This window comes from Aminobacter sp. AP02 (assembly GCF_003148805.1).
Classification (GTDB): domain Bacteria; phylum Pseudomonadota; class Alphaproteobacteria; order Rhizobiales; family Rhizobiaceae; genus Aminobacter.
Genome location: NZ_QGGX01000002.1, coordinates 347,273 through 370,205 on the forward strand (window position 1 = coordinate 347,273; position 22,933 = coordinate 370,205).

General features: G+C 62.1%; 17 protein-coding genes and 2 pseudogenes. 11 read left to right on the forward strand and 8 right to left on the reverse strand.

Annotated elements, in window-relative coordinates; genetic code table 11:
- The 7 genes and pseudogenes from livM (at nucleotide 1) to pyc (ending at nucleotide 9,537) form a co-directional block, all read left to right on the forward strand.
- Nucleotides 1-1,596 (forward strand): high-affinity branched-chain amino acid ABC transporter permease LivM, encoded by a 1,596-nt coding sequence (gene livM, locus C8K44_RS03600; RefSeq protein WP_109574367.1) that lies wholly within the window; start codon nucleotides 1-3, stop codon nucleotides 1,594-1,596.
- Nucleotides 1,596-2,417: pseudogene (locus C8K44_RS28220) on the forward strand (ABC transporter ATP-binding protein); the annotation flags it as partial. The gene livM and the pseudogene C8K44_RS28220, both read left to right, overlap by 1 nt.
- A gap of 864 nt (nucleotides 2,418-3,281) precedes the next feature.
- A pseudogene (locus C8K44_RS28225) lies at nucleotides 3,282-3,542 on the forward strand (ABC transporter); the annotation flags it as partial.
- On the forward strand, nucleotides 3,539-4,267 hold the full coding sequence (locus C8K44_RS03615) for an ABC transporter ATP-binding protein (RefSeq protein WP_109574368.1): 729 nt from the start codon (nucleotides 3,539-3,541) through the stop codon (nucleotides 4,265-4,267). The pseudogene C8K44_RS28225 and the gene C8K44_RS03615, both read left to right, overlap by 4 nt.
- An 11-nt stretch (nucleotides 4,268-4,278) precedes the next feature.
- Nucleotides 4,279-4,626: a DUF6867 family protein gene (locus C8K44_RS03620; protein ID WP_109574369.1), complete on the forward strand. Its 348-nt coding sequence runs from the start codon at nucleotides 4,279-4,281 to the stop codon at nucleotides 4,624-4,626.
- Nucleotides 4,627-4,770: 144 nt separating this feature from the next.
- Nucleotides 4,771-5,889 (forward strand): branched-chain amino acid ABC transporter substrate-binding protein, encoded by a 1,119-nt coding sequence (locus tag C8K44_RS03625; protein ID WP_109574370.1) that lies wholly within the window; start codon nucleotides 4,771-4,773, stop codon nucleotides 5,887-5,889.
- Between the two features lie 189 nt (nucleotides 5,890-6,078).
- On the forward strand, nucleotides 6,079-9,537 hold the full coding sequence (pyc, locus tag C8K44_RS03630) for a pyruvate carboxylase (protein WP_109574371.1): 3,459 nt from the start codon (nucleotides 6,079-6,081) through the stop codon (nucleotides 9,535-9,537).
- A gap of 19 nt (nucleotides 9,538-9,556) precedes the next feature.
- On the opposite strand, the gene C8K44_RS03635 is transcribed toward pyc, so the two are convergent.
- Entirely contained in the window at nucleotides 9,557-10,423 is an 867-nt protein-coding gene (locus C8K44_RS03635) for an SH3 domain-containing protein (RefSeq protein WP_109574372.1), read from the reverse strand.
- A 371-nt stretch (nucleotides 10,424-10,794) separates the two neighbouring features.
- Between C8K44_RS03635 and C8K44_RS03640 the strand changes: the two genes are divergently transcribed.
- Nucleotides 10,795-11,997, forward strand: a complete 1,203-nt coding sequence (locus C8K44_RS03640; RefSeq protein ID WP_109574373.1) for an MFS transporter — start codon at nucleotides 10,795-10,797, stop codon at nucleotides 11,995-11,997.
- 166 nt (nucleotides 11,998-12,163) lie between these two features.
- Here C8K44_RS03640 and C8K44_RS03645 read toward each other — a convergent pair whose 3' ends face one another.
- The 5 genes from C8K44_RS03645 to C8K44_RS03665 form a co-directional block, all read right to left on the reverse strand.
- The gene (locus C8K44_RS03645; protein WP_109574374.1) at nucleotides 12,164-12,322 is read right to left on the reverse strand and encodes a DUF3309 family protein; all 159 of its coding nucleotides are present in this window, start codon (nucleotides 12,320-12,322) and stop codon (nucleotides 12,164-12,166) included.
- A gap of 98 nt (nucleotides 12,323-12,420) precedes the next feature.
- Complete coding sequence (locus C8K44_RS03650; RefSeq protein ID WP_109574375.1) at nucleotides 12,421-15,588, reverse strand: efflux RND transporter permease subunit; 3,168 nt, start codon at nucleotides 15,586-15,588, stop codon at nucleotides 12,421-12,423.
- Nucleotides 15,589-15,591: 3 nt separating this feature from the next.
- Nucleotides 15,592-16,722, reverse strand: a complete 1,131-nt coding sequence (locus tag C8K44_RS03655) for an efflux RND transporter periplasmic adaptor subunit (RefSeq protein WP_109574455.1) — start codon at nucleotides 16,720-16,722, stop codon at nucleotides 15,592-15,594.
- Between the two features lie 243 nt (nucleotides 16,723-16,965).
- Complete coding sequence (locus C8K44_RS03660) at nucleotides 16,966-18,096, reverse strand: patatin-like phospholipase family protein (protein ID WP_109574376.1); 1,131 nt, start codon at nucleotides 18,094-18,096, stop codon at nucleotides 16,966-16,968.
- 23 nt (nucleotides 18,097-18,119) lie between these two features.
- Complete coding sequence (locus C8K44_RS03665) at nucleotides 18,120-18,902, reverse strand: 3-hydroxybutyrate dehydrogenase (protein WP_109574377.1); 783 nt, start codon at nucleotides 18,900-18,902, stop codon at nucleotides 18,120-18,122.
- Nucleotides 18,903-19,072: 170 nt separating this feature from the next.
- Between C8K44_RS03665 and C8K44_RS03670 the strand changes: the two genes are divergently transcribed.
- The 3 genes from C8K44_RS03670 to C8K44_RS03680 all read left to right on the forward strand — a co-directional run bounded on the left by C8K44_RS03670 (nucleotide 19,073) and on the right by C8K44_RS03680 (nucleotide 22,229).
- On the forward strand, nucleotides 19,073-20,002 hold the full coding sequence (locus C8K44_RS03670) for a helix-turn-helix domain-containing GNAT family N-acetyltransferase (protein WP_109574378.1): 930 nt from the start codon (nucleotides 19,073-19,075) through the stop codon (nucleotides 20,000-20,002).
- A 116-nt stretch (nucleotides 20,003-20,118) separates the two neighbouring features.
- Nucleotides 20,119-21,372, forward strand: a complete 1,254-nt coding sequence (ispG, locus tag C8K44_RS03675; protein ID WP_109574379.1) for a flavodoxin-dependent (E)-4-hydroxy-3-methylbut-2-enyl-diphosphate synthase — start codon at nucleotides 20,119-20,121, stop codon at nucleotides 21,370-21,372.
- Nucleotides 21,373-21,374: 2 nt separating this feature from the next.
- A complete protein-coding gene (locus tag C8K44_RS03680; RefSeq protein ID WP_109574380.1) occupies nucleotides 21,375-22,229 on the forward strand; it encodes a lytic transglycosylase domain-containing protein in 855 nt (284 codons plus the stop codon).
- A gap of 13 nt (nucleotides 22,230-22,242) precedes the next feature.
- Here C8K44_RS03680 and C8K44_RS03685 read toward each other — a convergent pair whose 3' ends face one another.
- Both C8K44_RS03685 and C8K44_RS03690 read right to left on the reverse strand, forming a co-directional pair.
- Nucleotides 22,243-22,719 carry a PTS sugar transporter subunit IIA gene (locus C8K44_RS03685; RefSeq protein ID WP_109574381.1) on the reverse strand — a complete coding sequence of 159 codons (477 nt, stop codon included), beginning with the start codon at nucleotides 22,717-22,719 and terminating at the stop codon, nucleotides 22,243-22,245.
- A 2-nt stretch (nucleotides 22,720-22,721) separates the two neighbouring features.
- Nucleotides 22,722-22,907, reverse strand: coding sequence for a hypothetical protein (locus C8K44_RS03690; RefSeq protein ID WP_146203905.1), 186 nt, complete (start codon nucleotides 22,905-22,907; stop codon nucleotides 22,722-22,724).
- Nucleotides 22,908-22,933 lie beyond the last annotated feature (26 nt).

Below are 22,933 nucleotides of genomic sequence, written 5' to 3' on the forward strand. Positions count from 1 at the left end.
ATGGCCAATATCGCACAAGCTGTCCGCGAAGAGACCGCAACGCCGTTCCAGCGTGGCATCAAGGAAGCACTCTATGCGGGTGCCATCTCCTTTGGCCTGTTCTTCCTGTTCATCGGTCTCAGGACCGATCAGAACATCCGCAACGAGTTGATCCTGGTTCCGCGTTGGGGCCTGCTTGCCATAGTCGTGGCGTTGGTGATGGCCGGACGCTTCCTCTATGTCGCCTACGGTCAGCCGTTCATGGCGAGGCAAAATATCGTCGATGCCGCCAGCGGCCTGCTGCCCGACAGTGTGGCGACCCGGTTCTTCCGGCTGCCCTATTTTATCGCGGCACTGGCGATCGTGGCCGTGCTTCTGGTTCTCGCCGGGTCCCTCGACGGAATCTTCGGGCCCCATCTGGCCGGTTACATGCGGTTCCTTCGCGCGCTGGCAATCATCTACGCCCTGGCGTCGGTGCTGTTTTATTTCCGCGCCTTCATCCAGCAGCATTTTTCCGCCCTGGGCATCGGCGTCCTGGCTGTCTATCCCGTTATCGTCGTATTGGGGCTCACGCTTTACACGGGGTCGCTTGCCGGCGGCTTCCAGGGTTCGCTCAAATGGGTGGACAATTTCGGCATCCAGATCCTGATCTATGTGATGCTGGCATGGGGCCTGAACATCGTCGTCGGCCTCGCCGGCCTGCTCGACCTCGGCTATGTCGCCTTCTATGCGGTTGGCGCCTACGCCTATGCATTGCTGGCCACGCATCTCGGCTGGTCGTTCTGGATCCTCTTGCCGGTCGCAGGGTGCATGGCTGCCTTCTGGGGCGTCATGCTCGGCTTTCCCGTGTTGCGGCTAAGAGGTGACTACCTGGCGATCGTGACGTTGGCCTTCGGTGAGATCATCCGCCTCGTGCTGATCAACTGGCGCGAAGTGACCAATGGCGCCGCCGGCATCTCGGGCATTCCGAAGGTCAGCTTCTTTGGCCTGATGTCGTTCAACGTCTCGGATCCCAACTACATCGCCAAGGTGCTTGGCATCGCCCAGTCCGGTGCCTACTACAAGATCTTCCTGTATTACCTCATCCTCGCACTGGCGCTGCTGACGGCCTTCGTCACCATCCGCTTGCGCCGCATGCCGGTCGGTCGCGCCTGGGAAGCGCTGCGCGAGGACGAAATCGCCTGCCGCTCGCTCGGTATCAATACGACGACGACCAAGCTGACCGCCTTCGCCACGGGTGCGATGTTCGGTGGCTTCGCAGGCTCGTTCTTCGCTGCACGCCAGGGGTTCGTTTCGCCTGAATCCTTCGTCTTCCTCGAATCGGCGATCATCCTTGCCATCGTCGTGCTTGGTGGCATGGGCTCTCTTGTCGGCATCGCGGTCGCGGCTGCGGTGATGATCGGAGGCACGGAAATCCTGCGCGAACTGGAGTTCCTCAAGGTCGTCTTCGGGCCCGATTTCACGCCGGAACTCTACCGCATGCTGTTGTTCGGCATGGCGATGGTCATCGTGATGTTGTGGAAGCCGCGAGGTTTCGTCGGCAGTCGAGAACCCACCGCCTTCCTGCATGAGCGAAAGGCTGTCTCCAGTTCCTTCACCAAGGAAGGACACGGCTGATGAACGCGAGCGTTTCCATGAACAAGCCGATCCTGCAGGTCGAGCATCTGTCGATGAAGTTCGGTGGCCTGGTTGCCATCGGCGACCTGTCGTTCGAGGCCAAGCGCGGCGAAATCACCGCGCTGATCGGCCCCAACGGCGCAGGCAAGACCACGGTCTTCAACTGCATCACGGGCTTCTACAAGCCGACCGAAGGCATGATCCGTTTTACCGGACGCGAGGGCGGGGAATTCCTGCTCGAGCGCATGCCCGACTTCCAGATCACGGCCAAGGCCAAGGTGGCGCGTACGTTCCAGAACATCCGGCTGTTTTCGGGCATGACGCTGCTCGAAAACCTCCTGGTGGCGCAGCACAACAAGCTGATGAAGGCCTCGGGCTACACCGTCATGGGCCTGCTTGGGCTCGGCGGCTACCGCAAGGCTTCGGCTGAATCGGTCGATATCGCCAAGCACTGGCTGGAAAAAGCCGAGCTTATCGATCGTGCCGACGATCCGGCCGGCGATCTGCCCTACGGCGCGCAGCGCCGGCTCGAGATCGCGCGGGCCATGTGCACGGGACCGGAACTTCTCTGCCTCGACGAGCCGGCGGCAGGTCTCAATCCAAAGGAGTCATTGGCGCTCAACACGCTGCTCATCGACATCAAGGACACTACCGGGACGTCGATCCTGCTGATCGAGCACGACATGTCGGTGGTCATGCAGATCTCCGACCATGTCGTGGTGCTCGAATATGGCCGCAAGATTTCCGACGGCGACCCGACGTCGGTCAGAACCGATCCGAAGGTCATCGCCGCCTATCTCGGCGTCGACGACGAGGAAGTCACCACCGTCCTGGTCGAGGTCGGCGACGAGCAAGTGATCGAGGAACTCGAGGGCGTGCCCGATCCGGCGCATGGCCCAAGCTCGTCATCGTCGATGATGGCCGGACCGGTGAGCGACACGATCAGCCATAGCGATGGAGACGGCGAGATCGTCACCGTCTCCAAGGGGGCATCGAAGGCGGCACAAGTCGAAGCACTCGACGCCGCGCGTTCGGCAGCCGAAGCAACTCCGGTCAAGCGGAAAACGCCGAAAGCAAAGCCGGTTGCAGCACCTGCGGCCGGATTGATGGCCACGCCCAAGCCGGCAAAGGCAGCACCTGCCGTTCAAACAAAGGCGAAGCCAGCCTCGGCAAAGGCCAAGGCGCCGACAGTGGCGGCAAAAGCGGCCAATGCCCCGGAGAAGAAGGCATCGGCGGCAAAAGATGTGGCGAAGCCGGTAGCAGTGGCATCAAAGACCGCGGCACCCAAGGCAGCAACCAAGGCGGCTGCTGCGAAAACTCCGGTGAAGCCAGCGACCGCGCCCAAGGCCACGAAGGCAACTCCGGCAGCAAAGATCGCAGCGAAGCCTGCCGCGTCGCCGAAGGCAACGGCACCTAAGGCCAAGCCAGCAGAATCTGCCAAGACAACTGCCCCGAAGTCAGCGACTTCGCCGGCAACCAAGGCCGCTGTTGCGAAAATTCCGGTAAAGACAGCGCCCGCACCCAAGGCCGCGGTGAAGCCGGCGACAACGCCAAAAGCTGAGTCCGCCAAGCCTGCCGCGAAGGTTCCAGCCAAGACGAACAAGGCGCCCGCTTCCAAGGCATCAGCCAAGCCTGCGGCAAAGGCGCCGGCCAAGGCGCAGGTCGCCAAGACCATCTCAAATGTGCTTGCCGCACCGCGCGGCGGGGTGCCGGACCGGCTGATCGTGATCAAGGGCATCGGGCCGGTCAACGAACGAAAGCTCAACGAACACGGCATCTTCCATTTCGACCAGGTGGCGGCATGGAAGAAGGCGGATATCGCCGCGGCGGAGGCCTATCTCGCCTTCGACGGGCGGATCGAGCGCGAAGACTGGGTGGGGCAGGCCAAGGCGCTGGCGCGTGAAGCGGCCAAGCCGGCGAAAGCCAAGCGCGGAGGTGGCAAGTGACGGATAAGACCTTGCTCGACATCAAGGGTGTCGAGACCTACTACGGCAATATCCGTGCGCTGAATGGCGTCAATGTCTCGGTCAATGAAGGCGAAATCGTTGCCCTGATCGGCGCCAACGGTGCCGGCAAGTCGACGCTGATGATGACCATCTTCGGCACGCCCAGGGCACGCAGCGGCACAATCACCTTTGCCGGCACCAACATCACCGACCTGCCGACGCATGAGATCGCCAGGCTGCGCATCGCGCAGTCGCCCGAGGGCCGGCGCATCTTCCCGCGCATGACGGTCATGGAAAACCTGCAGATGGGCGCAAGCCTCGACAACCTCAAATACTACAATGAGGACGTCGAGAAGGTGTTCACCTTGTTCCCCAGGCTCAAGGAGCGCATCGCCCAGCGTGGCGGAACGCTTTCGGGCGGCGAGCAGCAGATGCTCTCCATCGGTCGCGCGCTGATGGCACGGCCCAAGCTGCTGTTGCTCGACGAGCCGTCGCTGGGTCTCGCGCCGCTGATCGTCAAGCAGATCTTCGACGCCATCCGCGAGCTCAACCGCGCCCAGGGCCTTACAGTGTTCCTGGTCGAGCAGAACGCCTTCGGCGCGCTGAAGCTCGCCACGCGCGGCTACGTCATGGTCAATGGCGTGGTCACGATGAGCGGCACTGGCAAGGACCTTCTCGCCAATCCAGAGGTTCGTGCGGCCTATCTCGAAGGCGGCCGCCACTAGGAGGATCCATCATGCAGGGTATCATCTACGAGGAACCCTCGATCTGGCAGTTCTTTTTCGTCACCTGCCTTCTGGGAGGTTGGGCGGCCTGGATGACCGGTCGAGCCTGCGCGCAGACGTGGCGGAGCTATGGCAAGCTTGTGCTTTACATATTGGGGCTTGGTATCGCGATACGCTTTATCCACCATGCCCTGTTCAACGGCACGATGTTTACGCTCCAATTCTACATCGTCGACACTATCGTTCTCATGGTGTTCGCAGTGATTGGTTATAAATACACGCGAACAAACCAAATGGTGACACAATACAATTGGCTTTATGAAAAGGTTTCGCCTCTTTCTTGGAGAGCGAAGTCCTGAGGGGAATGGGACAAATATCGGCGCCAATTCGCCAATGAATTGGCGTGACAACTGCCGGAAAATCGGCAAACTCACCTTTCTGCGATATGGGTGGGCATCGCAAGAAAGAAACTCCACGCCCACTCAATTAATGGGAGTGTTTCAATGAAAAAGTCACTTTTGTCGGCTGTTGCACTGACCGCGCTGGTAGCGTTCAGCGGCAGCGCATGGGCCGATATCATCGTTGGCGTTGCCGGTCCGATCACCGGCCCCAATGCTGCCTTCGGAGCGCAGCTCCAGAAGGGCGCAGAGCAGGCTGTTGCCGACATCAACGCCGCGGGCGGCATCAATGGCGAGCAGATCAAGCTTGTGGTTGGTGACGACGTCTCCGATCCTAAGCAGGGCATTTCGGTCGCCAACAAGTTCGTCGCCGACGGCGTCAAGTTCGTTGTCGGTCACTTCAACTCGGGCGTCTCGATCCCGGCCTCGGAAGTCTATGCCGAGAACGGCATCCTCGAAGTCACCCCGGCGGCGACCAATCCGAAGTTCACCGAGCGCGGCCTGTGGAACGTGTTCCGTACCTGCGGCCGTGACGACGCGCAGGGCGGCATCGCTGGCGCGTACCTCGCCGAGAAGTTCAAGGACGCCAAGATTGCCGTCATCCACGACAAGACGCCTTATGGCCAGGGCCTTGCCGACGAAACCAAGAAGGCGATGAACGCCGCCGGCGTGACGGAAGTCATGTATGAAGGCGTCAACATCGGCGACAAGGATTTCTCGGCGCTCATCGCCAAGATGAAGGAAGCCGGCGTTTCGATCATCTACTGGGGCGGCCTTCACACCGAAGCCGGCCTGATCATCCGCCAGTCGGCTGACCAGGGCCTCAAGGCAACGCTGGTTTCGGGCGATGGCATCGTTTCCAACGAGCTTGCCTCGATCGCTGGCGACGCTGTTGCCGGTACGCTCAACACCTTCGGTCCGGACCCGCGCCTGATCCCCGAAAACAAGGATCTGGTCGAGAAGTTCCGTGCTGCCGGCTTCGAGCCGGAAGCCTACACGCTCTATTCCTATGCAGCCATGCAGTCGATCGCCGAAGCCGCAAAGGCTGCTGGCTCGACGGACACGCAGGCCGTGGCAAAGGCTCTCAAGGAAAAGGGTCCGTTCAAGACGGCGCTCGGCGACATCTCCTTCGACGAAAAGGGCGATCCGAAGCTGCCCGGCTACGTCATGTACGAATGGCAGAAGGGTGCCGACGGCAAGTTCACGTACGTGCAGCAGAAGTAATTCTTCAAGCACGGCTGTCCAAAAGATGCCCGGCGTTCGCGCCGGGCATTTTTTTGTGCCGCAGAAAATTTCGCCATATGACGCTGGGGAAATTAAATCGATTTAGGAAGTCGCGTTTTCGGTTGCACCGCAGCATTTTCCCGCTAATCATTCGCCGCCTCTTAAATATCCAGTGCTTGGAGCGTTTTCGTGCCGATCAGCAAGATTCTCGTCGCCAACCGATCCGAAATCGCTATCCGCGTCTTCCGCGCGGCCAATGAGCTGGGGCTCAAAACCGTGGCGATATGGGCGGAAGAGGACAAGTACTCGCTGCACCGGTTCAAGGCCGACGAGTCCTACCAGGTCGGACGCGGTCCATGGCTCACCAAGGACATGGGGCCGATCGAGAGCTACCTGTCGATTGAAGAAATCATGCGTGTTGCCAGGCTGTCGGGCGCTGACGCGATCCACCCCGGCTATGGCCTCTTGTCGGAGAGCCCCGAATTCGCCGAAGCTTGTGTTGCCAATGGCATCACCTTCATCGGCCCGAAGCCTGAAACGATGCGACGCCTCGGCAATAAGGTGGCTGCACGCAATCTTGCCATCGAAGTTGGCGTGCCGGTGATCCCGGCGACCGACCCCTTGCCCGACGATATGGATGAGGTGAAGAAGCTCGCCGCCCAGATCGGTTATCCAGTCATGCTCAAGGCATCGTGGGGCGGGGGCGGCCGCGGCATGCGCGCCATCCGCAGCGAAGCCGACCTTGCCCGCGAGGTCGTCGAAGGCAAGCGCGAGGCAAAGGCGGCGTTTGGCAAGGACGAGGTCTACCTCGAAAAGCTGATCGAGCGTGCCCGCCATGTCGAAGTCCAGGTGCTGGGCGACACTCATGGCAATGCCGTGCACCTATTCGAGCGCGACTGCTCGATCCAGCGCCGCAACCAGAAGGTCGTCGAGCGCGCGCCGGCTCCGTATCTCGGAATGGCCGAGCGCACCGAGCTTTGCGAGCACGCACTGAAGCTCGCCCGCGAAACCGCCTATATCGGCGCCGGCACCGTGGAGTTCCTGCAGGACGCCGACACCGGAAAGTTCTACTTCATCGAGGTCAATCCGCGCATCCAGGTCGAGCACACGGTCACCGAGCAGGTGACCGGCATCGACATCGTCAAGGCGCAGATCCACATCCTCGACGGCTTTGCCATCGGCACGCCGGAATCGGGCGTGCCGGCACAGGCCGACATCCGTCTCAACGGCCATGCCCTGCAGTGCCGCATCACCACGGAAGATCCCGAGCAGAACTTCATCCCCGACTATGGCCGCATCACAGCCTATCGCGGCGCCACCGGCTTCGGCATCCGCCTCGACGGCGGCACGGCCTATTCGGGTGCGGTCATCACCCGTTTCTACGATCCGCTGCTGGAGAAGGTGACGGCCTGGGCCCCGACGCCGGAAGAGGCGATCGCGCGTATGCACCGGGCGCTGCGCGAGTTCCGTATTCGTGGGGTAGCGACCAACCTGACCTTCCTCGAAGCGATCATCACGCACCCGGCCTTTCACGACAATTATTACACCACGAAGTTCATCGACTCGACGCCCGAGCTGTTTGCGCAGGTCAAGCGCCAGGACCGCGCCACCAAGCTGCTCAACTATCTTGCCGACGTCACCGTCAACGGCCACCCCGAGACGCGCGGCCGTGCCGTGCCGAACCCGGAGGCCGTGGCACCCGTCGTGCCATGGTTCACCGGCGCCATCCCGGACGGCACCAGGCAGCGGCTCGATGAGATCGGGCCGGAGAAATTCGCTGCCTGGATGCGCGACCAGAAGCAGGTGCTGATCACCGACACGACAATGCGCGATGGCCATCAGTCGCTGCTTGCCACGCGCGTTCGCACCCACGACATCGCCAAGATCGCCGGCACGTATGCGCGTGCCCTGCCGCAGCTCTTGTCGCTTGAATGCTGGGGCGGGGCGACCTTCGACGTCGCCATGCGCTTTCTGACCGAGGACCCGTGGGAGCGGCTCGACAAGGTGCGCCAGGCAGCGCCCAACATCCTGCTGCAGATGCTGCTGCGCGGCGCCAACGGCGTCGGCTACACCAACTATCCCGACAATGTCGTCCAGCATTTCGTGCGCCAGGCGGCGGCCGGCGGCGTCGACCTGTTCCGCGTCTTTGACTGTCTCAACTGGGTCGAAAACATGCGCGTGTCGATGGACGCCGTGGGAGCCGAGGGCAAGCTCTGTGAAGCGGCGATCTGCTACACCGGCGATATCCTCGACCCGAGCCGGGCGAAGTACGATCTGAAGTATTATGTCGGGCTCGCCAAGGAACTGGAAGCTGCCGGCGCCCACATTATCGCCGTCAAGGACATGGCGGGCCTGCTGAAGCCGGCTGCCGCGCGTGTGCTGTTCAAGGCGCTGCGCGAGGCGACCGACCTGCCGATCCATTTCCACACCCACGACACGTCGGGCCTGTCGGCGGCGACGGTACTGGCGGCGGCGGAGAGCGGGGTCGATGCGATCGATGCGGCGATGGACGCTTTCTCTGGCAATACCTCGCAACCGTGCCTTGGTTCGATTGTGGAAGCACTGCGCGGCTCGGATCGTGATCCAGGGCTCGCGCCCGAATGGATCCGCCGCATCTCGTTCTACTGGGAGGCGGTGCGCAACCAGTACGCAGCTTTCGAGAGCGACCTGAAGGGACCCGCCTCGGAAGTGTACCTGCATGAGATGCCGGGCGGTCAGTTCACCAACCTCAAGGAGCAGGCGCGTTCGCTCGGGCTCGAGACACGCTGGCACGAGGTTGCGCAGGCCTATCACGACGTCAACCTGATGTTCGGCGACATCGTCAAGGTGACGCCGTCGTCGAAGGTGGTCGGCGACATGGCGCTGATGATGGTGAGCCAGGAACTGACTGTCGGCGATGTCGAGAACCCGGCCAAAGATATCGCCTTCCCGGATTCGGTGGTGTCGATGCTGCGCGGCGATCTCGGCCAATCGCCGGGCGGTTGGCCGGCAGCGTTGCAGAAGAAAGTGTTGAAGGGTGAAAAGCCGAACACCGCACGCCCCGGCTCGCTGCTCAAGGCGGCCGACCTCAAGACCAGCCGGAAGGAGGTCGAGGCCAAGCTTGGGCGGAAGCTTTCGGAAAACGAATTTGCCTCGTGGCTGATGTATCCGAAGGTATTTTCGGACTTCGTCGGCGCGCAGGAGAACTACGGCCCAGTCAGCGTCTTGCCGACGCCGGTCTATTTCTACGGCATGGAGCCTGAGGACGAGGTCTTCGTCGATATCGAAAAGGGCAAGACGCTGGTCATCCGCTGCCTCGCGATTGGCGACGTGGACGACAAGGGCATGGTCACTGTGTTCTTCGAGCTCAACGGCCAGCCGCGACGCGTCAAGGTTCCTGACCGCGTACATGGCGCCTTGGCTTCCAAGGCGCGGCGCAAGGCCGAGGCCGGCAACGATACCCATGTAGGGGCGCCGATGCCGGGCGTGGTCTCGACGCTCGCCGTTTCCGCCGGTCAGCCGATCAAGGCGGGCGACGTGCTGTTATCGATCGAGGCAATGAAGATGGAAACCGCGCTGCACGCCGAGCGTGATGGCACGATCGCCGAAGTGCTGGTGCGTGCCGGCGACCAGATCGACGCCAAGGATCTGCTTGTCGTCTACGGCTGAAATCAGGTCAGGCCAGGGGCTAGAACAGCCCTTGGCCGGCCTTAGCTTCGTCCGCCGCGCTGCGGCGGATGAGGTTCTTGTACATGTAGCCGCGCTGGCCCTTGTAGACGACCGTGCACCAGTTGCAGTCGGTTTCGGCGTCGATGGCGGCGTTTGCCGGCACGACCAGGATCACCTTGGACTCGTCGGCGGGGCCGTCGCGCAAATTGCCCCATTTGGCGGCCTTAGCCGGGCGCAGGTCGGGCAGGGGGCCGTCGAGCAAGCTGGTGCTGACCGGAGTGGCGCTTGCGGCGACCATGCCGGTCGATGCTTCCAGCATGGCAATCTCCGCGTCAGTCTCGGCAACTTGCACATCCAGCGAGCCGCGCAGATCGGCCGGGGCGCTCGCGGCTGCCGGTGCGGGATCGGACGTTGCGCTGAAGTCGCCGATGGCTGCATCTGTCATGGCCAAGGGCGTTACCCCTCGCTCGTCGGGACCGGCTGCCGGCTCCTGGTCGGTCGTCCTGAAAGTCGAGGCAATGGCGGCGACCGGAGTATCGGGGTGCGTCGCGGGCATGGCCGGGCTCCATTCGCGGTCGGTCTTGGCGTCGCCAGCTGCGCTCGGCGTAGTGGCTGGGGCCGCGTTGACCCCTGTCACCGAGCTGTTCGCCACGCTTGTGTGGGGCATTGCGGGGGGAGCTGGAACGGCGGCAGTCTGGGTAGGGTCGTGCGCGGAACTTCCGATGAGTATGGCGGATGCCACGACCAAGGCTGCCGTAGCGCTGCCACCGATGAGCAGCGCTTTCGGTGTGTTCAATTGGAGCGCCGGCAGCGAGCGGGCCATCTGCCCAAGGCCCTGGGCCCACTGATGGGATATTCCGGCGAGACGGAACGGTGGGGTGTTCATGGTACAAGACTCCACAACGGTGCGACGCGGCAAACAGCCGGCGTCGACCCCCAACCCATTTTGGTATGCAAAACGCAAAAATGCCTGCGAGCGCTCGGTGTTGCCTGTTCCGCTGCAGTTTCTCTGATTTCGCCTATATCTGCTATTGGACGGAAATCGGGCAGGGCGGTGTCGGCGTGTCCATACTGGCCCAATAAGTACTCGCGGTCGGGCGTTGACGGTTATCTAAATCGATTTAATATGTGGTAATGCGATTGCAGCGCTGCTTGTCTCTGTCGCGAGCAGGCTTGCGGTAACTTTTTGAATCTCCCGATCACGACGGCCTGAAATCGATTTCAGCCGTCGGACTCATATGTTAGGAGTTGCGCCCGATGAACGCCACCAACGCAACCGAAGTCGCAGCACGCATCGTCGCCACACGCGGCCGCTGGGCCGTGGCCGCAGCCTTTTTTATCAATGGCTTCGTCACCGGAAGCTGGGCGCCGCAAATCCCGCTGCTGCTTACCCGGTTGGACATCAGCGAGTTCGTGCTCGGCCTGCTGATCCTGGTTTTCGGCCTAGGGGCACTCACGGCGATGCCGTTCTCAGGATACCTGATGACCAAACGCGGCTCGCGGCCCGTGGTGATCGGCTTTGCCTGGGTCGTGGTCTTTGCGCTGTTGCTGGTCGCGCTCGCCCCCAACGTGTGGCTGGCGGCGCTGACGATGTTCGTCTTCGGCGGCTCGATCGGCGCCATGGACGTCGCCATGAACGCCAATGCGGTCGCCGTTGAAAAGAAGCTGTCGCGTGCGATCATGTCGTCGTCGCACGGTTTCTGGAGCCTTGGTGGCTTCGTCGGCGGTGCGCTTGGCGGCATTCTCATCCAGTATTTCGGCCACCTTCCGCATGCGATGTTCGTCACAGTGACGGCGGCCGTGATGACGGCATTCGCATTGCGTCACCTCGTTGGCGAGGACAGGCCCGTCACACATGAGCACAGGCATTTCCGTCTGCCACGCCTTCCGACCATCTATCTGGTCGGCATCATGGCGCTGTTTTCGATGATCCCCGAAGGTGCGGTGCTCGATTGGGCAGCGCTTTATCTCAAGCAGGAACTCGGTGCTGACATCGCCACCGCAGGTTTTGCCTTCGCCGCCTTCTCAGGCATCATGGCGCTGATGCGCTTCCTCGGCGACGGCGTGCGCAACCGCTTCGGTGCGGTCAACACGCTGCGTTTTTCGGCGTTGCTTGCCGCCAGCGGCATGCTTGCGGCCGGGCTCGCGCCCAATCCATGGGTTGCGATCGCGGCCTTCGCCATGTGCGGACTGGGCGTCGCCAACATGGTGCCGATTGCCTTTTCGGCTGCGGGCAACCAGCCGGGCATCGCACCGAATATCGGCATGAGTGTCGTCACCACCATGGGTTATTCGGGCATTCTGGTAGCGCCCTCTGCCATAGGTTTCGTTGCCGGGCATACCGGCTTCGCGCCGATTTTCGTCACGCTGTCAGGCTTCCTTGTGGTGGTCAGCCTGATGGCGGGTCTTGCGCGCCATGCCGACTTCAGGGCTATGCCGCAGGCAACCCCGGCGGAATAACGCTTCCATATTGCATGGCAAGCCACAGGTGCATGCCAAGCCATTAAGGCGGTGCGCGAAGCGTTGGTTCCGACAGCACGGCTTCGAGAACGGTTCGGTTGCAGGCGCAAAACAAATCACCCGGAACAATTCCGGGTGATTTGGCATACAGCCAAGGGTGTGGCGGTCAGATCCGGCCCATCAGCATCAGCACCAGGAGAATGACGAGCAACACACCGACGATGCCGGACGGTCCGTAACCCCATGCCCGCGAATGCGGCCACGCGGGCACGGCACCCAGCAGGATCAGGATCAGGATAATGAGCAGCAGCGTGGAAATCGTCATTGTTCATGCCTCGGATGGTTGTGTTTCATCGGGGCAGGAACGCAAAAGGCCGCCCGGTTGTTCCTGGGCGGCCTTTGCTCTTGGCGATAGCCGGCTGTTTATTCCGCAGCCTTGGGGAAGGCGATAGCGGGTTTGTCGTCGACCGGAGGTGGCGGTGTCGGGCTCGAAGAACCCTTGCCGAAACGCGCCTTGAACCTGCCGAACCAGCCTTGTTGGCCAGGTTTGCGCTTTTCGCGGGTGAACACCATCAGCATCGCCGGGGTTACTACCAGCGTCAGCACGGTGGCAAAGGACAGGCCGAAGACGATCGCGCTCGACAAGGCGATCCACCATTGCGTCGACGGCGCATTGATCGTCGTTTCGTGATGGAAGATCTCGAGGCCGAGACCGAACGCGATCGGCGCCACGCCCAGGATGGCCGACAATGCGGTCAGCACCACCGGTCGGGCACGCTCGCGGCAGGTTTGCAGCACCGCGTCCATCTTGTTCCAGCCTTCATCGCGCAGTCGGTCGTAGGTGTCGATCAGCACGATGTTGTTGTTCACGACAACGCCCGCCAGAGCGATCATGCCGATGCCTGACATGACGATGACAAAGGCCTGGCCGGTCAACAGCATGCCGAGCAGGGCGCCCACCGTGGCCATCACGACGCAGGACAGCACCAGCACCACGCTGGTGAACTTGTTGAACTGCGCCAGAAGCACGATGAAGATCAGGAAGATCGCCGCTCCGAATGCATTGCCGAGGAACGCGCTTGCTTCGGCACTGTCTTCGTTGGAGCCGGCAAGCTTCCAGTCTATGCCGGGTTGCGCCATGTCGCCGACGACCTTGCTCACTTCGGCCTGCACCGCAGCGACCTGATAGCCGGAGGCGACGTTGCCCTGGATGGTGATCGTGCGTTTGCTGTCGATGCGGTTCAGAATGCCGACAGTCAGCTCGGGCTTGCGCGACACGAAGTTCGAGATCGGCACCGAACCTTGCGGGGTCTCGATGCGCAACTGGTCGAGTGCCGCAAGCGTGCGGCGATCCTCGGGCAGACGAAGCCGGATATCGACGGCGTCATCGGCACCGGCCGGACGATAGTCGGTGAGCTTCAGGCCCGTCGTCACCAACTGGACCACGGTGCCGACAGCCGTCGGGCTGACGCCATATTGAGCAGCCTTGGAGCGGTCGACATCAAGCGCCCAGTCGATGCCGGGAGGCGGCAGGCCGTCGGAGATGTCGATGACACCGGGCACCTTGGCGACCGCCGCGGCGACTTTCTTTGCGTACTCGTTCAGCCCAGCCGGATCGATGGCGGATAGCTGCACCTGGATCGCCTTGCCGCTTGGCGGACCGGCGTCCGGGACGCGGACCTCGACGTCGACACCGGGAATGCCGGCCATCTTGGCGCGCAACTCGTCAAGGATGACGTGCGCCGACTTGCGCTCTCGCCAATCGATGAACTCGTACTGGATCACGCCGACGACGTCTTCGGGGATATCCTGGCCGCCGCGGGTCTTGCCGGAGCGGGTGTACACCGACTTGATGCCGGGCCAGCCCAAAAGCCGGTTTTCGGCCTCGCGCGTCGCACGATCCATCTCGTCGAGCGAGAGGTTGCCGCGCGCATGGACGTAGAGCAAGCCGTAGTCCGGCTCGACGGTCGGGAAAAACTCCACGCCGTTGCCGAACTTGACGTAGGAGTAGAACCCGCCGGCAAGCAGCGCCAGCGTCAGCACAAGCGCTGTGATCGGATAGTGGACGGCCTTCTTGACGACCGCCATGTAGACCCCGTCCTTGTGCTCTTCCTCCGCATGGGCGGGCGCCTTGGCAAACAGGGCTCCGAGCGTCGGCGCAAAGATCAACGCATAGGCCATCGACGCCGCCAGCGTCACGATCAGCGTGATCGGCAGGTACTTCATGAAGTCGCCGATGATGCCGGGCCAGAACAGCAGCGGCGAGAACGCGGCGATGCGGGTCATCGTGGCGGCAATGACAGGGCCTGCCATGCGCTTTGCGGCCAGTTCGAAGGCTTCCGCCTTGGGCATGCCTTCGGACATGCGCCGCTCGGCGAACTCGGTCACGATGATGGCGTCATCGACGAGCATGCCAACCGCCAGGATCAGGCTGAACAGCACGATCATGTTGATCGTGTAGCCCATCAGCGCGAGCGCCAGGATGCCCATCAGGAACGACGACGGAATGGCCAGACCGATGAGCAGCGAGGCTCGGCCCGACAACGCATACAGGATGACGATGAACACCAGGATGACGGCAATCAGAACGTGGTTCTGAAGGTCGTTCAGCAACTGGTTGACGAAGACCGACTTGTCTTGCGTGTAGGTGACCTGCATGCCTTCGGGGGCGGTCTTGACGAAAGCATCCGCCACCGCCTTTGCGCCTTCGATCGTTTGCACGATATTGGCGCCGATGCGTTTCTTGACCTCGATCGCGATCGCCGGTTTTCCGTCGAGGCGGGTGATCGTCTCGGCGTCCTTGAAGGTCGAGCGGACCGTGGCGATGTCTTGTACGCGCACCACCGCGTCGGGTGTCGCCACCACGGGCAGACGCGCAACGTCCTCGGGCGTTTCGATCAGCGCAGGCACCTTGACGGCATACTTGCCTTCCGAACCTTCGATGGTGCCGGCGGCGACAAGGCTGTTGGACTGCCCGATGCCCAGGATCATCTGGTTAAGCTGCAGGCCGTAGGACGACAGCTTGACCGGATCGATGATCGCCTCGACCAGTTCATCGCGCGAGCCCTGGAGCGTGCCTTCCAGAACGCCGGGCACTTCCTCGATCTGGTCGCGCAGCTTCTTGGCGGCGGCCGTCAGCGCGCGTTCGGGCACGTCGCCCGACAGCGTAACGACCAGGACCGGAAACTCCGACAGGTTGACTTCGTTGACGGTCGGTTCCTCGACGCCGGCTGGCAGGTCTCGCTTGGCGTCCTGCACCTTGTTGCGCGTGTCGATCAGCGCGTCGCCGAGATCCGTGGATGGGTCGAATTCAACGATGACGTTGGCGCCGCCCTGGTAGGCGTTGGACCGCATCTCCTTCAAACCCTTGAGGTTCTTGAGCTGCGATTCGACAGGCCTCAGAAGCAGCCGCTCGGCGTCCTCCGGCGAGATGCCTTGATAAACAAGGCTCACATACATGATCGGGATGGCGACGTCTGGTTCGGCCTCCTTCGGGACCGTGCGATACGCGAGCGTACCGGCGATCACCAGAAAGAGCAGGACCGACAGGGTCAGCCGCGCGTTGCGGATCGCAAGCTTGACGATGTCCATTGTTTACTGCGTCCCGGTCGCATCTTCGATGAGCTTCTTGACCATCGCCTCGTCGGCGAGCTGTGCCTTCACTTCGTCGCCATCCTTGACCAGGTCCTGGCCACGAATGATGATTTTGGCGTCGGCGGGAATGCCGCCCAGAACGAGGCCGTTCTGCGTGTCGTCGACAAGGTCGATCGGGTAGAACACCACCTTGGACGAGGCATCGACAGCGCGGATGCCGAGGTCGCCGTTTTCGTTCAACGTCACCACCGAGCGCGGCAGCATCACCGCATCGACAGGCTTGGCGCGCACGGTGATCTCCGCCGTCATGCCCGCGGGTATGGCGCCGTCAGCGTTGGGAATTGCAATCTCGACCGGGAAGGTGCGGGTCTGGGCCGTGGCGTCGCGGCTGATGTAGCGCAGCTTTCCCATTACCACTTCGCCATTGACCAGCTTCACTTCGGCTTCGTCGCCGATCTTGATGTAGCGAAGGTCGCGTTCGCTGATCTCGCCTTTGCCAAGGATCGGATCGAGGTTGAGGATGGTGGCGATTTCAGCGCCCTGAAGCACCGCGCTGCCGATCTCGACACTGACCTTGTCAACGACTCCGTCGAAAGGAGCCTTGACCTGATTGCGCGAAAGCTCGGCTTCGGCGGCCTGGATGAGTGACAGGGCTGTCGCATAGGCGGACCAGGCGCTGTCGGCCTGGAGCTTGGTCCTGGTACCGGCCACGACAAGCTTCTGCGCGGCTTCCCACTCGGCCTTGCGCTGGGCAAGCACGGCCTTTGCCGTATCGAGGGCGGCTGTCTTTTCCTCGGCGTCGAGCATCATCACCAGGTCACCCTGCTTGACGCGATCACCTTGCTTGACGGGCAGCTTGGCGATGACACCGTTGACCCGGCTGGCGAGCGTCGCCCGCTTGTCGGCCTCCGTCTTGCCCGAGACGCGAATGGCGCGGGCGTGCTCGAGGCGCGGCGGCACGACAACTTCCACGGTGCGCAGCGGCGCCTTGGGTTGTTCGGCCTGGGCGGGTTTTGCCTCTGGGTCGGACTGGGCGCTGCCCACCGAAGAGAATTCGCCTGTACCCATCCACGCCGCAAAACCGACGAGCACGACCAAGGCTGCAAGCTTGTGGAACCTAATCTTCGACATTGTCGTTATCCGTTGGGGACGGTTGCGGCCACCGCCATCTTGCTTGGCGCGTCGCCCCGATATGGTGGCGCGCAATGCCGCATTCAAATCCGCCATGGGGGCAAAGTAGCGGACGGGCGTCTTCTACATCAAATGCAGATCGCAAAATAGTGATAAAAAAAAATGGAAACATCATCCTGACAAAACTGGCAGGAGCTGTCAGCACGCTGTGGTTGCCGGTCCAAAATGGCAGGTTTTCGCGGGTTAGTTGTGCTGGCGAACGGCGGCCGGTTTGGTCCTGGTCGCCAAGAACTCGCGAACGCGGCGGCCTGTAGCTGGTCCGCGCAACGGCCTGAAGCCATCATCCAGTTGCCCGGATAGGTCGAGTGTGGCTTGTTTGCCAACCGAATCAAAGTTGTCTTCGAGCCAGTCGCTGGCTGCGGTGCGGCCAAGGTCGCGCAAGTATTCGAGGAACGCCCATTCAGCGTTTACCTTGGACGATGCCGAAAGATCCTTGAAGGCTTCATCGGCGTCGATGCGGTGCATGCGGATGTCGTGAAATTCGCCATGTGGCAGGCGTCCGGCGGCAATCAGTTCCTTGATGAAGGCGATCGCGCGGAATTCACGCAGCAAACCGGCATTGAAGGTAATCTCGTCGATGCGGTTCTGGATTTCGTTGGCGGTTTTTGGAGTCTGTTCACGGACAACCGGGTTGATCTGGACCAGCAGGACGTCGTCGGTCTCGTTGGCCTTGAAGAAAGGGTAAATCGCCGGATTGCCGCCATAGCCGCCGTCCCAATAGGGCACGCCCTTGATCTCCACCGCCTGGAAGACCTGCGGCAGGCAGGCCGAGGCCATCATCGTGTCGAGATCGATCTCGCCGTCGCTGAAGACGTGCAACTGGCCAGTCTCGACGTTGGTCGCCGAGATGAACAGGTCGATGTCCTTGCAGGCGCGTACATTGGCGAAGTCGATCTCTTCGGCGACCACATCGCGCAACGGGTTGAGGTTAAGCGGGTTCGCGACATAGGGCGAAAACACCCGCGACATGGTGTCGAACCAGATATAGCCGGGCGTGTTTTCGATCGACCAGTTGCCCCACAGCATATCCCAGGGCGAACGTTGCACCGGGCTGAAGCGACCCTTGCGCGCCACCGCACGCCAGAAATCATCGAGCTTGGCACGCGCACCTTCGGCGCCGCCACGCATCCAGCCGTCGCCCAGCGCCACGGCGTTCATCGCGCCGGCACTGGTGCCCGACACCGCCTTGATGTCGAGCCGGCCATCCTCCAGCAAGCGGTCGAGCACGCCCCAGGAAAAGGCTCCGTGCGAGCCTCCACCCTGGAGCGCGATATTGATGGGCTTCTTCTCCTCCGCCTTGCCGTTTCCAGTCATGGCGATGTTTTCCTTCTAGGCGGTCACTGAGCGGTCCAGCCGCCATCCACCGAGACATGCGTGCCGTTGATCTGGGCCGCTGCCGGGGAGGCGAGGAATACGGCGGTCGCCGCCACCTGCTCGACGGTGACGAACTCCTTGGTCGGCTGGCGGTCGAGCATGACTTCACGGACCACCGTCTCACGATCCATGTTGTGCGTCTTCATCTGGTCGGGGATCTGTGCCTCGACCAGCGGCGTCAGCACGTAGCCGGGGCAGATGGCATTGCAGGTGATCTTGTCCAGCGCCACTTCCAGGGCCACCGTCTTGGTCAGTCCCATTATGCCGTGTTTGGCCGAGACATAGGCCGACTTGTAGGCCGAGGCGACGAGGCCATGCGCGGAGGCGATGTTGATGATGCGCCCCCCACCAGCCTTCTTCATCAGCGGGATCGCGGCTGCGGTGGTGTGGAACGCAGATGTCAGGTTGATGGCGATGATGGCATCCCATTTCTCGGTCGGGAAATCTTCGACCGGAGCGACGTGCTGGATGCCGGCATTGTTGACGAGGATATCGACGGAACCGAACTTTTCGGCTGTCTTGGCCACCAGCGCACGGCAATCCGCGGCCTTCGACATGTCGGCCTGCAGATAGACGGCGGCGACCTTGTACCGCTCGGCGATCTGTTCGGCGATGGCGTGATCGGCCGGGGTGTCGGAGAACGAGTTGACGACGATGTTGCAGCCCTCGGCCGCAAATGCCTCGGCAATGGAGAGGCCGATGCCGGAAGTCGAGCCGGTGACGATGGCGGTTCTGGGCGCGGTCATGACGAAGTGTCCTGTGTCCGGAATGATGACATGCGACGTATATATTGCATTGCAGCATAAATTGCGAACGCGGCGCGACGGGCCGGGTGATCGTGCTGGCGTCAAATTAGTTGACTCAGTCAACTAATTTGACCATCGTTGAACAGATGCCGATGCGCCGAGGTTGAGCGATGAACGAATATCAAGCCTTGCCGGACAGACAGATCGCCGCAGTGAGGACCTTCAACAGGTTCTACACGCGGCAGATTGGCCTGCTGGAAGAGGGGCTGCTCAAGAGTGATTTCTCCTTGACTGAGGCGCGGGTGCTCTACGAACTGGCCCACCGCGACGGGCTGACGGCGAGCGACCTGGCGCGCGACCTTGGCCTCGATGCGGGGTATCTGAGCCGGCTCTTGAAGAAGCTCGAACTTCGCAAGCTTTTGGTCCGTACGCCGTCGCCGCTCGATGGGCGACAGACAGTGCTGTCGTTGACCGCCGCCGGCCATTCCGCTTTCGCACCGCTGAACCGGGCCTCGGAGGAGGAAGTCACTGCATTGCTTGCCAGACTGCCGCTCGAGGACAGGGCAAAGGTGGTGTCGGCGATGCGGACCGTGCAGCGTTTGCTCGGCGGGGAGCCCCGCCCCCCTTTTCTTTTGCGGCCGTTGCAGGTCGGCGACATCGGCTGGATCACGCACCGCCAAGGCGTACTCTATGCCAACGAATATGGTTGGGACGGAAGTTATGAGGCGCTGGTCGCCGAAATCCTCAGTGCCTTCGTCAGGGATTTCGATCCGAAATGGGAACGTGCCTGGATCGCCGAGCGCGATGGCGAAGTGATCGGCTCGGTGTTTATCGTGCGCAAGTCCGAAACCGTAGCCAAGCTCAGGCTGCTGTACGTCGATCCGTCGGCGCGCGGCCTAGGTATTGGCAGCAGGCTGGTCGAAGAATGCATCGGCTTTGCCCGCGCCAAGGGCTACAAGACCATGACATTGTGGACCAACGACATACTGGTTGCAGCGCGGCGCATCTATCAGGCGGCGGGATTCAGGCTGGTCGATGAAGAACGGCACCATTCCTTCGGCAAGGATCTGGTCGGGCAAACCTGGCAGCTCGACCTTTGAAGATGGTCGACCCACAGCGCTCCACTCTTGGCGGGTGCGGTAACCTGCGATATTGACATGACGCGCCGCGCGCGCCACCTCAGACGCTGATACCTCAAGCTTAAAAAGGCCGTCCGATGACCGGCTACTTTTCATCTCCATTTCCTCGCCGCAAATCGGTTGGCGTCAGCGTCGGCGGTGTGATCGTCGGCGGCGAAGCACCAGTCGTGGTGCAGTCGATGACCAACACCGATACGGCCGATATCGACAAGACTGTGGCCCAGGTCGCAGCGCTTCATCGTGCCGGTTCGGAAATCGTGCGCATCACCGTCGACCGCGACGAGAGTGCCGCCGCGGTTCCCCATATCCGCGACCGGCTTGCCCGGCTCGGCGTCAACGTGCCGCTGGTCGGCGATTTCCACTATATCGGCCACAAGCTCTTGGCCGATCATCCGGCCTGCGCCGAAGCGCTGGCAAAGTACCGCATCAATCCAGGCAATGTCGGCTTCAAGGAAAAGAAGGACAGGCAGTTCGCCGACATCGTCGAGATGGCGATCCGCCACGACAAGCCCGTGCGCATCGGCGTCAACTGGGGCTCGCTCGACCAGGACCTGTTGACACGGCTGATGGACGAAAACCAGGCGAATGGCTCGCCGCTCACTGCCAACCAGGTCATGCACGAGGCGATCGTGCAGTCGGCGCTGATCTCGGCCGACCTTGCCGAAGAAATCGGCCTGCCGCGCGAAAAGATCATCCTGTCGGCCAAGGTCAGCGGCGTTCAGGACCTGATTGCGGTCTACACCATGCTTGCCACTCGCTCCGATCACGCGCTGCATCTCGGCCTGACCGAGGCCGGAATGGGCTCGAAAGGCATTGTCGCGTCGTCTGCCGCCATGGGCATTCTTCTGCAGCAGGGCATCGGCGACACCATCCGCATATCACTGACTCCGGAGCCCAATGGCGACCGCACCCGCGAGGTGCAGGTATCGCAGGAACTGCTCCAGACCATGGGCTTCCGCCAGTTCGTACCGATCGTCGCTGCCTGCCCTGGCTGCGGCCGCACCACTTCGACGGTGTTTCAGGAACTGGCCCAGAGCATCCAGGACGGCATCCGCAAGAACATGCCAGCGTGGCGCGAGAAGTATCCCGGCGTGGAGGTACTGAAGGTCGCCGTCATGGGCTGCATCGTCAACGGCCCCGGCGAATCCAAGCATGCCGACATCGGCATCTCGTTGCCCGGTACCGGCGAGACGCCGACAGCACCCGTCTTCATCGATGGCAAGAAGGCCGCGACGCTGCGTGGTCCCGCCATCGCCGATGATTTCGAAAAGATGGTCGCCGACTATATCGAACAGCGCTTCGGCCGCGCTGGCCGGGCGGCAGCCCAATAGAGATGGTGACAAAAACGAGGACAGCGCTGGCTTTCCTCGTTTCGTCGGTCTTGTGCGCACCGGCATTCGCCGATCCGCCGCGATCACCCAGGAAGACTCATGTCGCGCGTGTCTGCGACCTCATCGATACGCACGCCAGGCGCCATGGCCTGCCGAGCGAGTTCTTCGCTCGCCTGATCTGGAAGGAAAGCCGTTTTGATCCCAATGCGGTGAGCCCCGCGGGTGCCGAAGGCATCGCCCAGTTCATGCCGGGCACCGCCGCCATGCGCGGCCTCGCCAACCCCTTCGACATCGAACAGGCGATCCCGGCTTCGGCAAGCTATCTCGGCGAACTCAAGTCCGGGTTCGGCAATCTGGGCCTGGCTGCTGCAGCCTACAATGCCGGCGAAAACCGCGTGTCGCGTTGGCTGTCGTCGGGCGGTTTTCTCCCGCTCGAAACCGAGGACTATGTGCTCGACATCATGGGCGAGCCGGCCGACAATTTTTCCGACAAGGCCTATGCCGGCACCAACAGGCCCCTCGATCCGAAAATGTCCTTCGCCGTCGCGTGCCAGAACCTGCCGGTCATCATGTCGGCGACTGTGCCGATGGCCAATATCAACATCAAGCCGTGGGGCATCCAGGTCGCCGGCAATTTCCGCCGTTCGGCGGCGATCAAACAGTGGCAGCGCCTGGAAGGGCGTTTTCCGAAGCTGCTTTCATCGCATGAACCGGTCGTCAGTCGAGTGCGCACGCCGATGGGGCGGCGTGGCATTTATGCCGTTCGCATCGGCGCCGACGATCGCAGCGAGGCCGCTGTCATCTGCCAGAGCCTGCACAGTGTCGGCGGCTCCTGCGTCGTGGTAAGGAACCGCTGAAACTTTCGCCTGTTCAGGCCACAGCCGTCATGGCTGTTGGTTGCTGATCGCTCGTGAGCATGCGATGGATGCTCTTGGCATCCTCGGCCTTGCGTAACCGCGCCACGTTGCCGGAATCGCGCAGGAAACGGGCGATCTTGGCCAGTATGTTGAGATGTTTCAGCGGAGCTGCCTCGGGCAGAAGCAGCAGCACGACAAGGTCGACATCCTGATCGTCGATCGCTTCGAACGGGCAGGGCGCTGCGAGCCGCGCAAACGCGCAGAACGGCTCTTGCAGCTCGCGCACCTTGGCATGCGGTATCGCCACGCCCTCACCAAGGCCCGTCGAGCCAAGCTTCTCCCGCCCTGAAAGCACCGACGCTATCTCAGCGGCTGGGCAGCCGGTGCGCTTGGCTGCGTGCACCGCGAGTTCCTTGAGCAACCGCGTCTTGCTGTCGGGCTTGAGGTCGAGGATCACGTCCTCGACCGAAATCACGTCGGAAATGTTCATCGTCAGCTTGAAAGCATCGCGGCAAGCGCCAGCCCGCCCAAAAGCAGGCCGGTGACGAAAAACAGGCGGGTAAACATGAAGGGTTCGGTCTGGCCCCTGACCGGGCTATGGTCGTTTGCCGACCGGGGACTTGCGGTTTCGACCGTCCGCGCGCTGACGAACCTGTCCGGCATCTGGGTGCGAAGCATCTGGGTCTTCCTTTTGTTCGCGCCGG

Bases quoted from the DNA above. Each gene is read 5' to 3' on its own strand.
- livM (WP_109574367.1), top strand. From the start codon at position 1: ATGGCCAATATCGCACAAGCTGTCCGCGAAGAGACCGCAACGCCGTTC.
- C8K44_RS03620 (WP_109574369.1), top strand. From the start codon at position 4,279: ATGCAGGGTATCATCTACGAGGAACCCTCGATCTGGCAGTTCTTTTTC.
- C8K44_RS03625 (WP_109574370.1), top strand. From the start codon at position 4,771: ATGAAAAAGTCACTTTTGTCGGCTGTTGCACTGACCGCGCTGGTAGCG.
- C8K44_RS03635 (WP_109574372.1), bottom strand. From the start codon at position 10,423: ATGAACACCCCACCGTTCCGTCTCGCCGGAATATCCCATCAGTGGGCC.
- C8K44_RS03640 (WP_109574373.1), top strand. From the start codon at position 10,795: ATGAACGCCACCAACGCAACCGAAGTCGCAGCACGCATCGTCGCCACA.
- C8K44_RS03645 (WP_109574374.1), bottom strand. From the start codon at position 12,322: ATGACGATTTCCACGCTGCTGCTCATTATCCTGATCCTGATCCTGCTG.
- C8K44_RS03650 (WP_109574375.1), bottom strand. From the start codon at position 15,588: ATGGACATCGTCAAGCTTGCGATCCGCAACGCGCGGCTGACCCTGTCG.
- C8K44_RS03655 (WP_109574455.1), bottom strand. From the start codon at position 16,722: ATGTCGAAGATTAGGTTCCACAAGCTTGCAGCCTTGGTCGTGCTCGTC.
- C8K44_RS03660 (WP_109574376.1), bottom strand. From the start codon at position 18,096: ATGACTGGAAACGGCAAGGCGGAGGAGAAGAAGCCCATCAATATCGCG.
- C8K44_RS03665 (WP_109574377.1), bottom strand. From the start codon at position 18,902: ATGACCGCGCCCAGAACCGCCATCGTCACCGGCTCGACTTCCGGCATC.
- C8K44_RS03670 (WP_109574378.1), top strand. From the start codon at position 19,073: ATGAACGAATATCAAGCCTTGCCGGACAGACAGATCGCCGCAGTGAGG.
- ispG (WP_109574379.1), top strand. From the start codon at position 20,119: ATGACCGGCTACTTTTCATCTCCATTTCCTCGCCGCAAATCGGTTGGC.
- C8K44_RS03680 (WP_109574380.1), top strand. From the start codon at position 21,375: ATGGTGACAAAAACGAGGACAGCGCTGGCTTTCCTCGTTTCGTCGGTC.
- C8K44_RS03685 (WP_109574381.1), bottom strand. From the start codon at position 22,719: ATGAACATTTCCGACGTGATTTCGGTCGAGGACGTGATCCTCGACCTC.
- C8K44_RS03690 (WP_146203905.1), bottom strand. From the start codon at position 22,907: ATGCTTCGCACCCAGATGCCGGACAGGTTCGTCAGCGCGCGGACGGTC.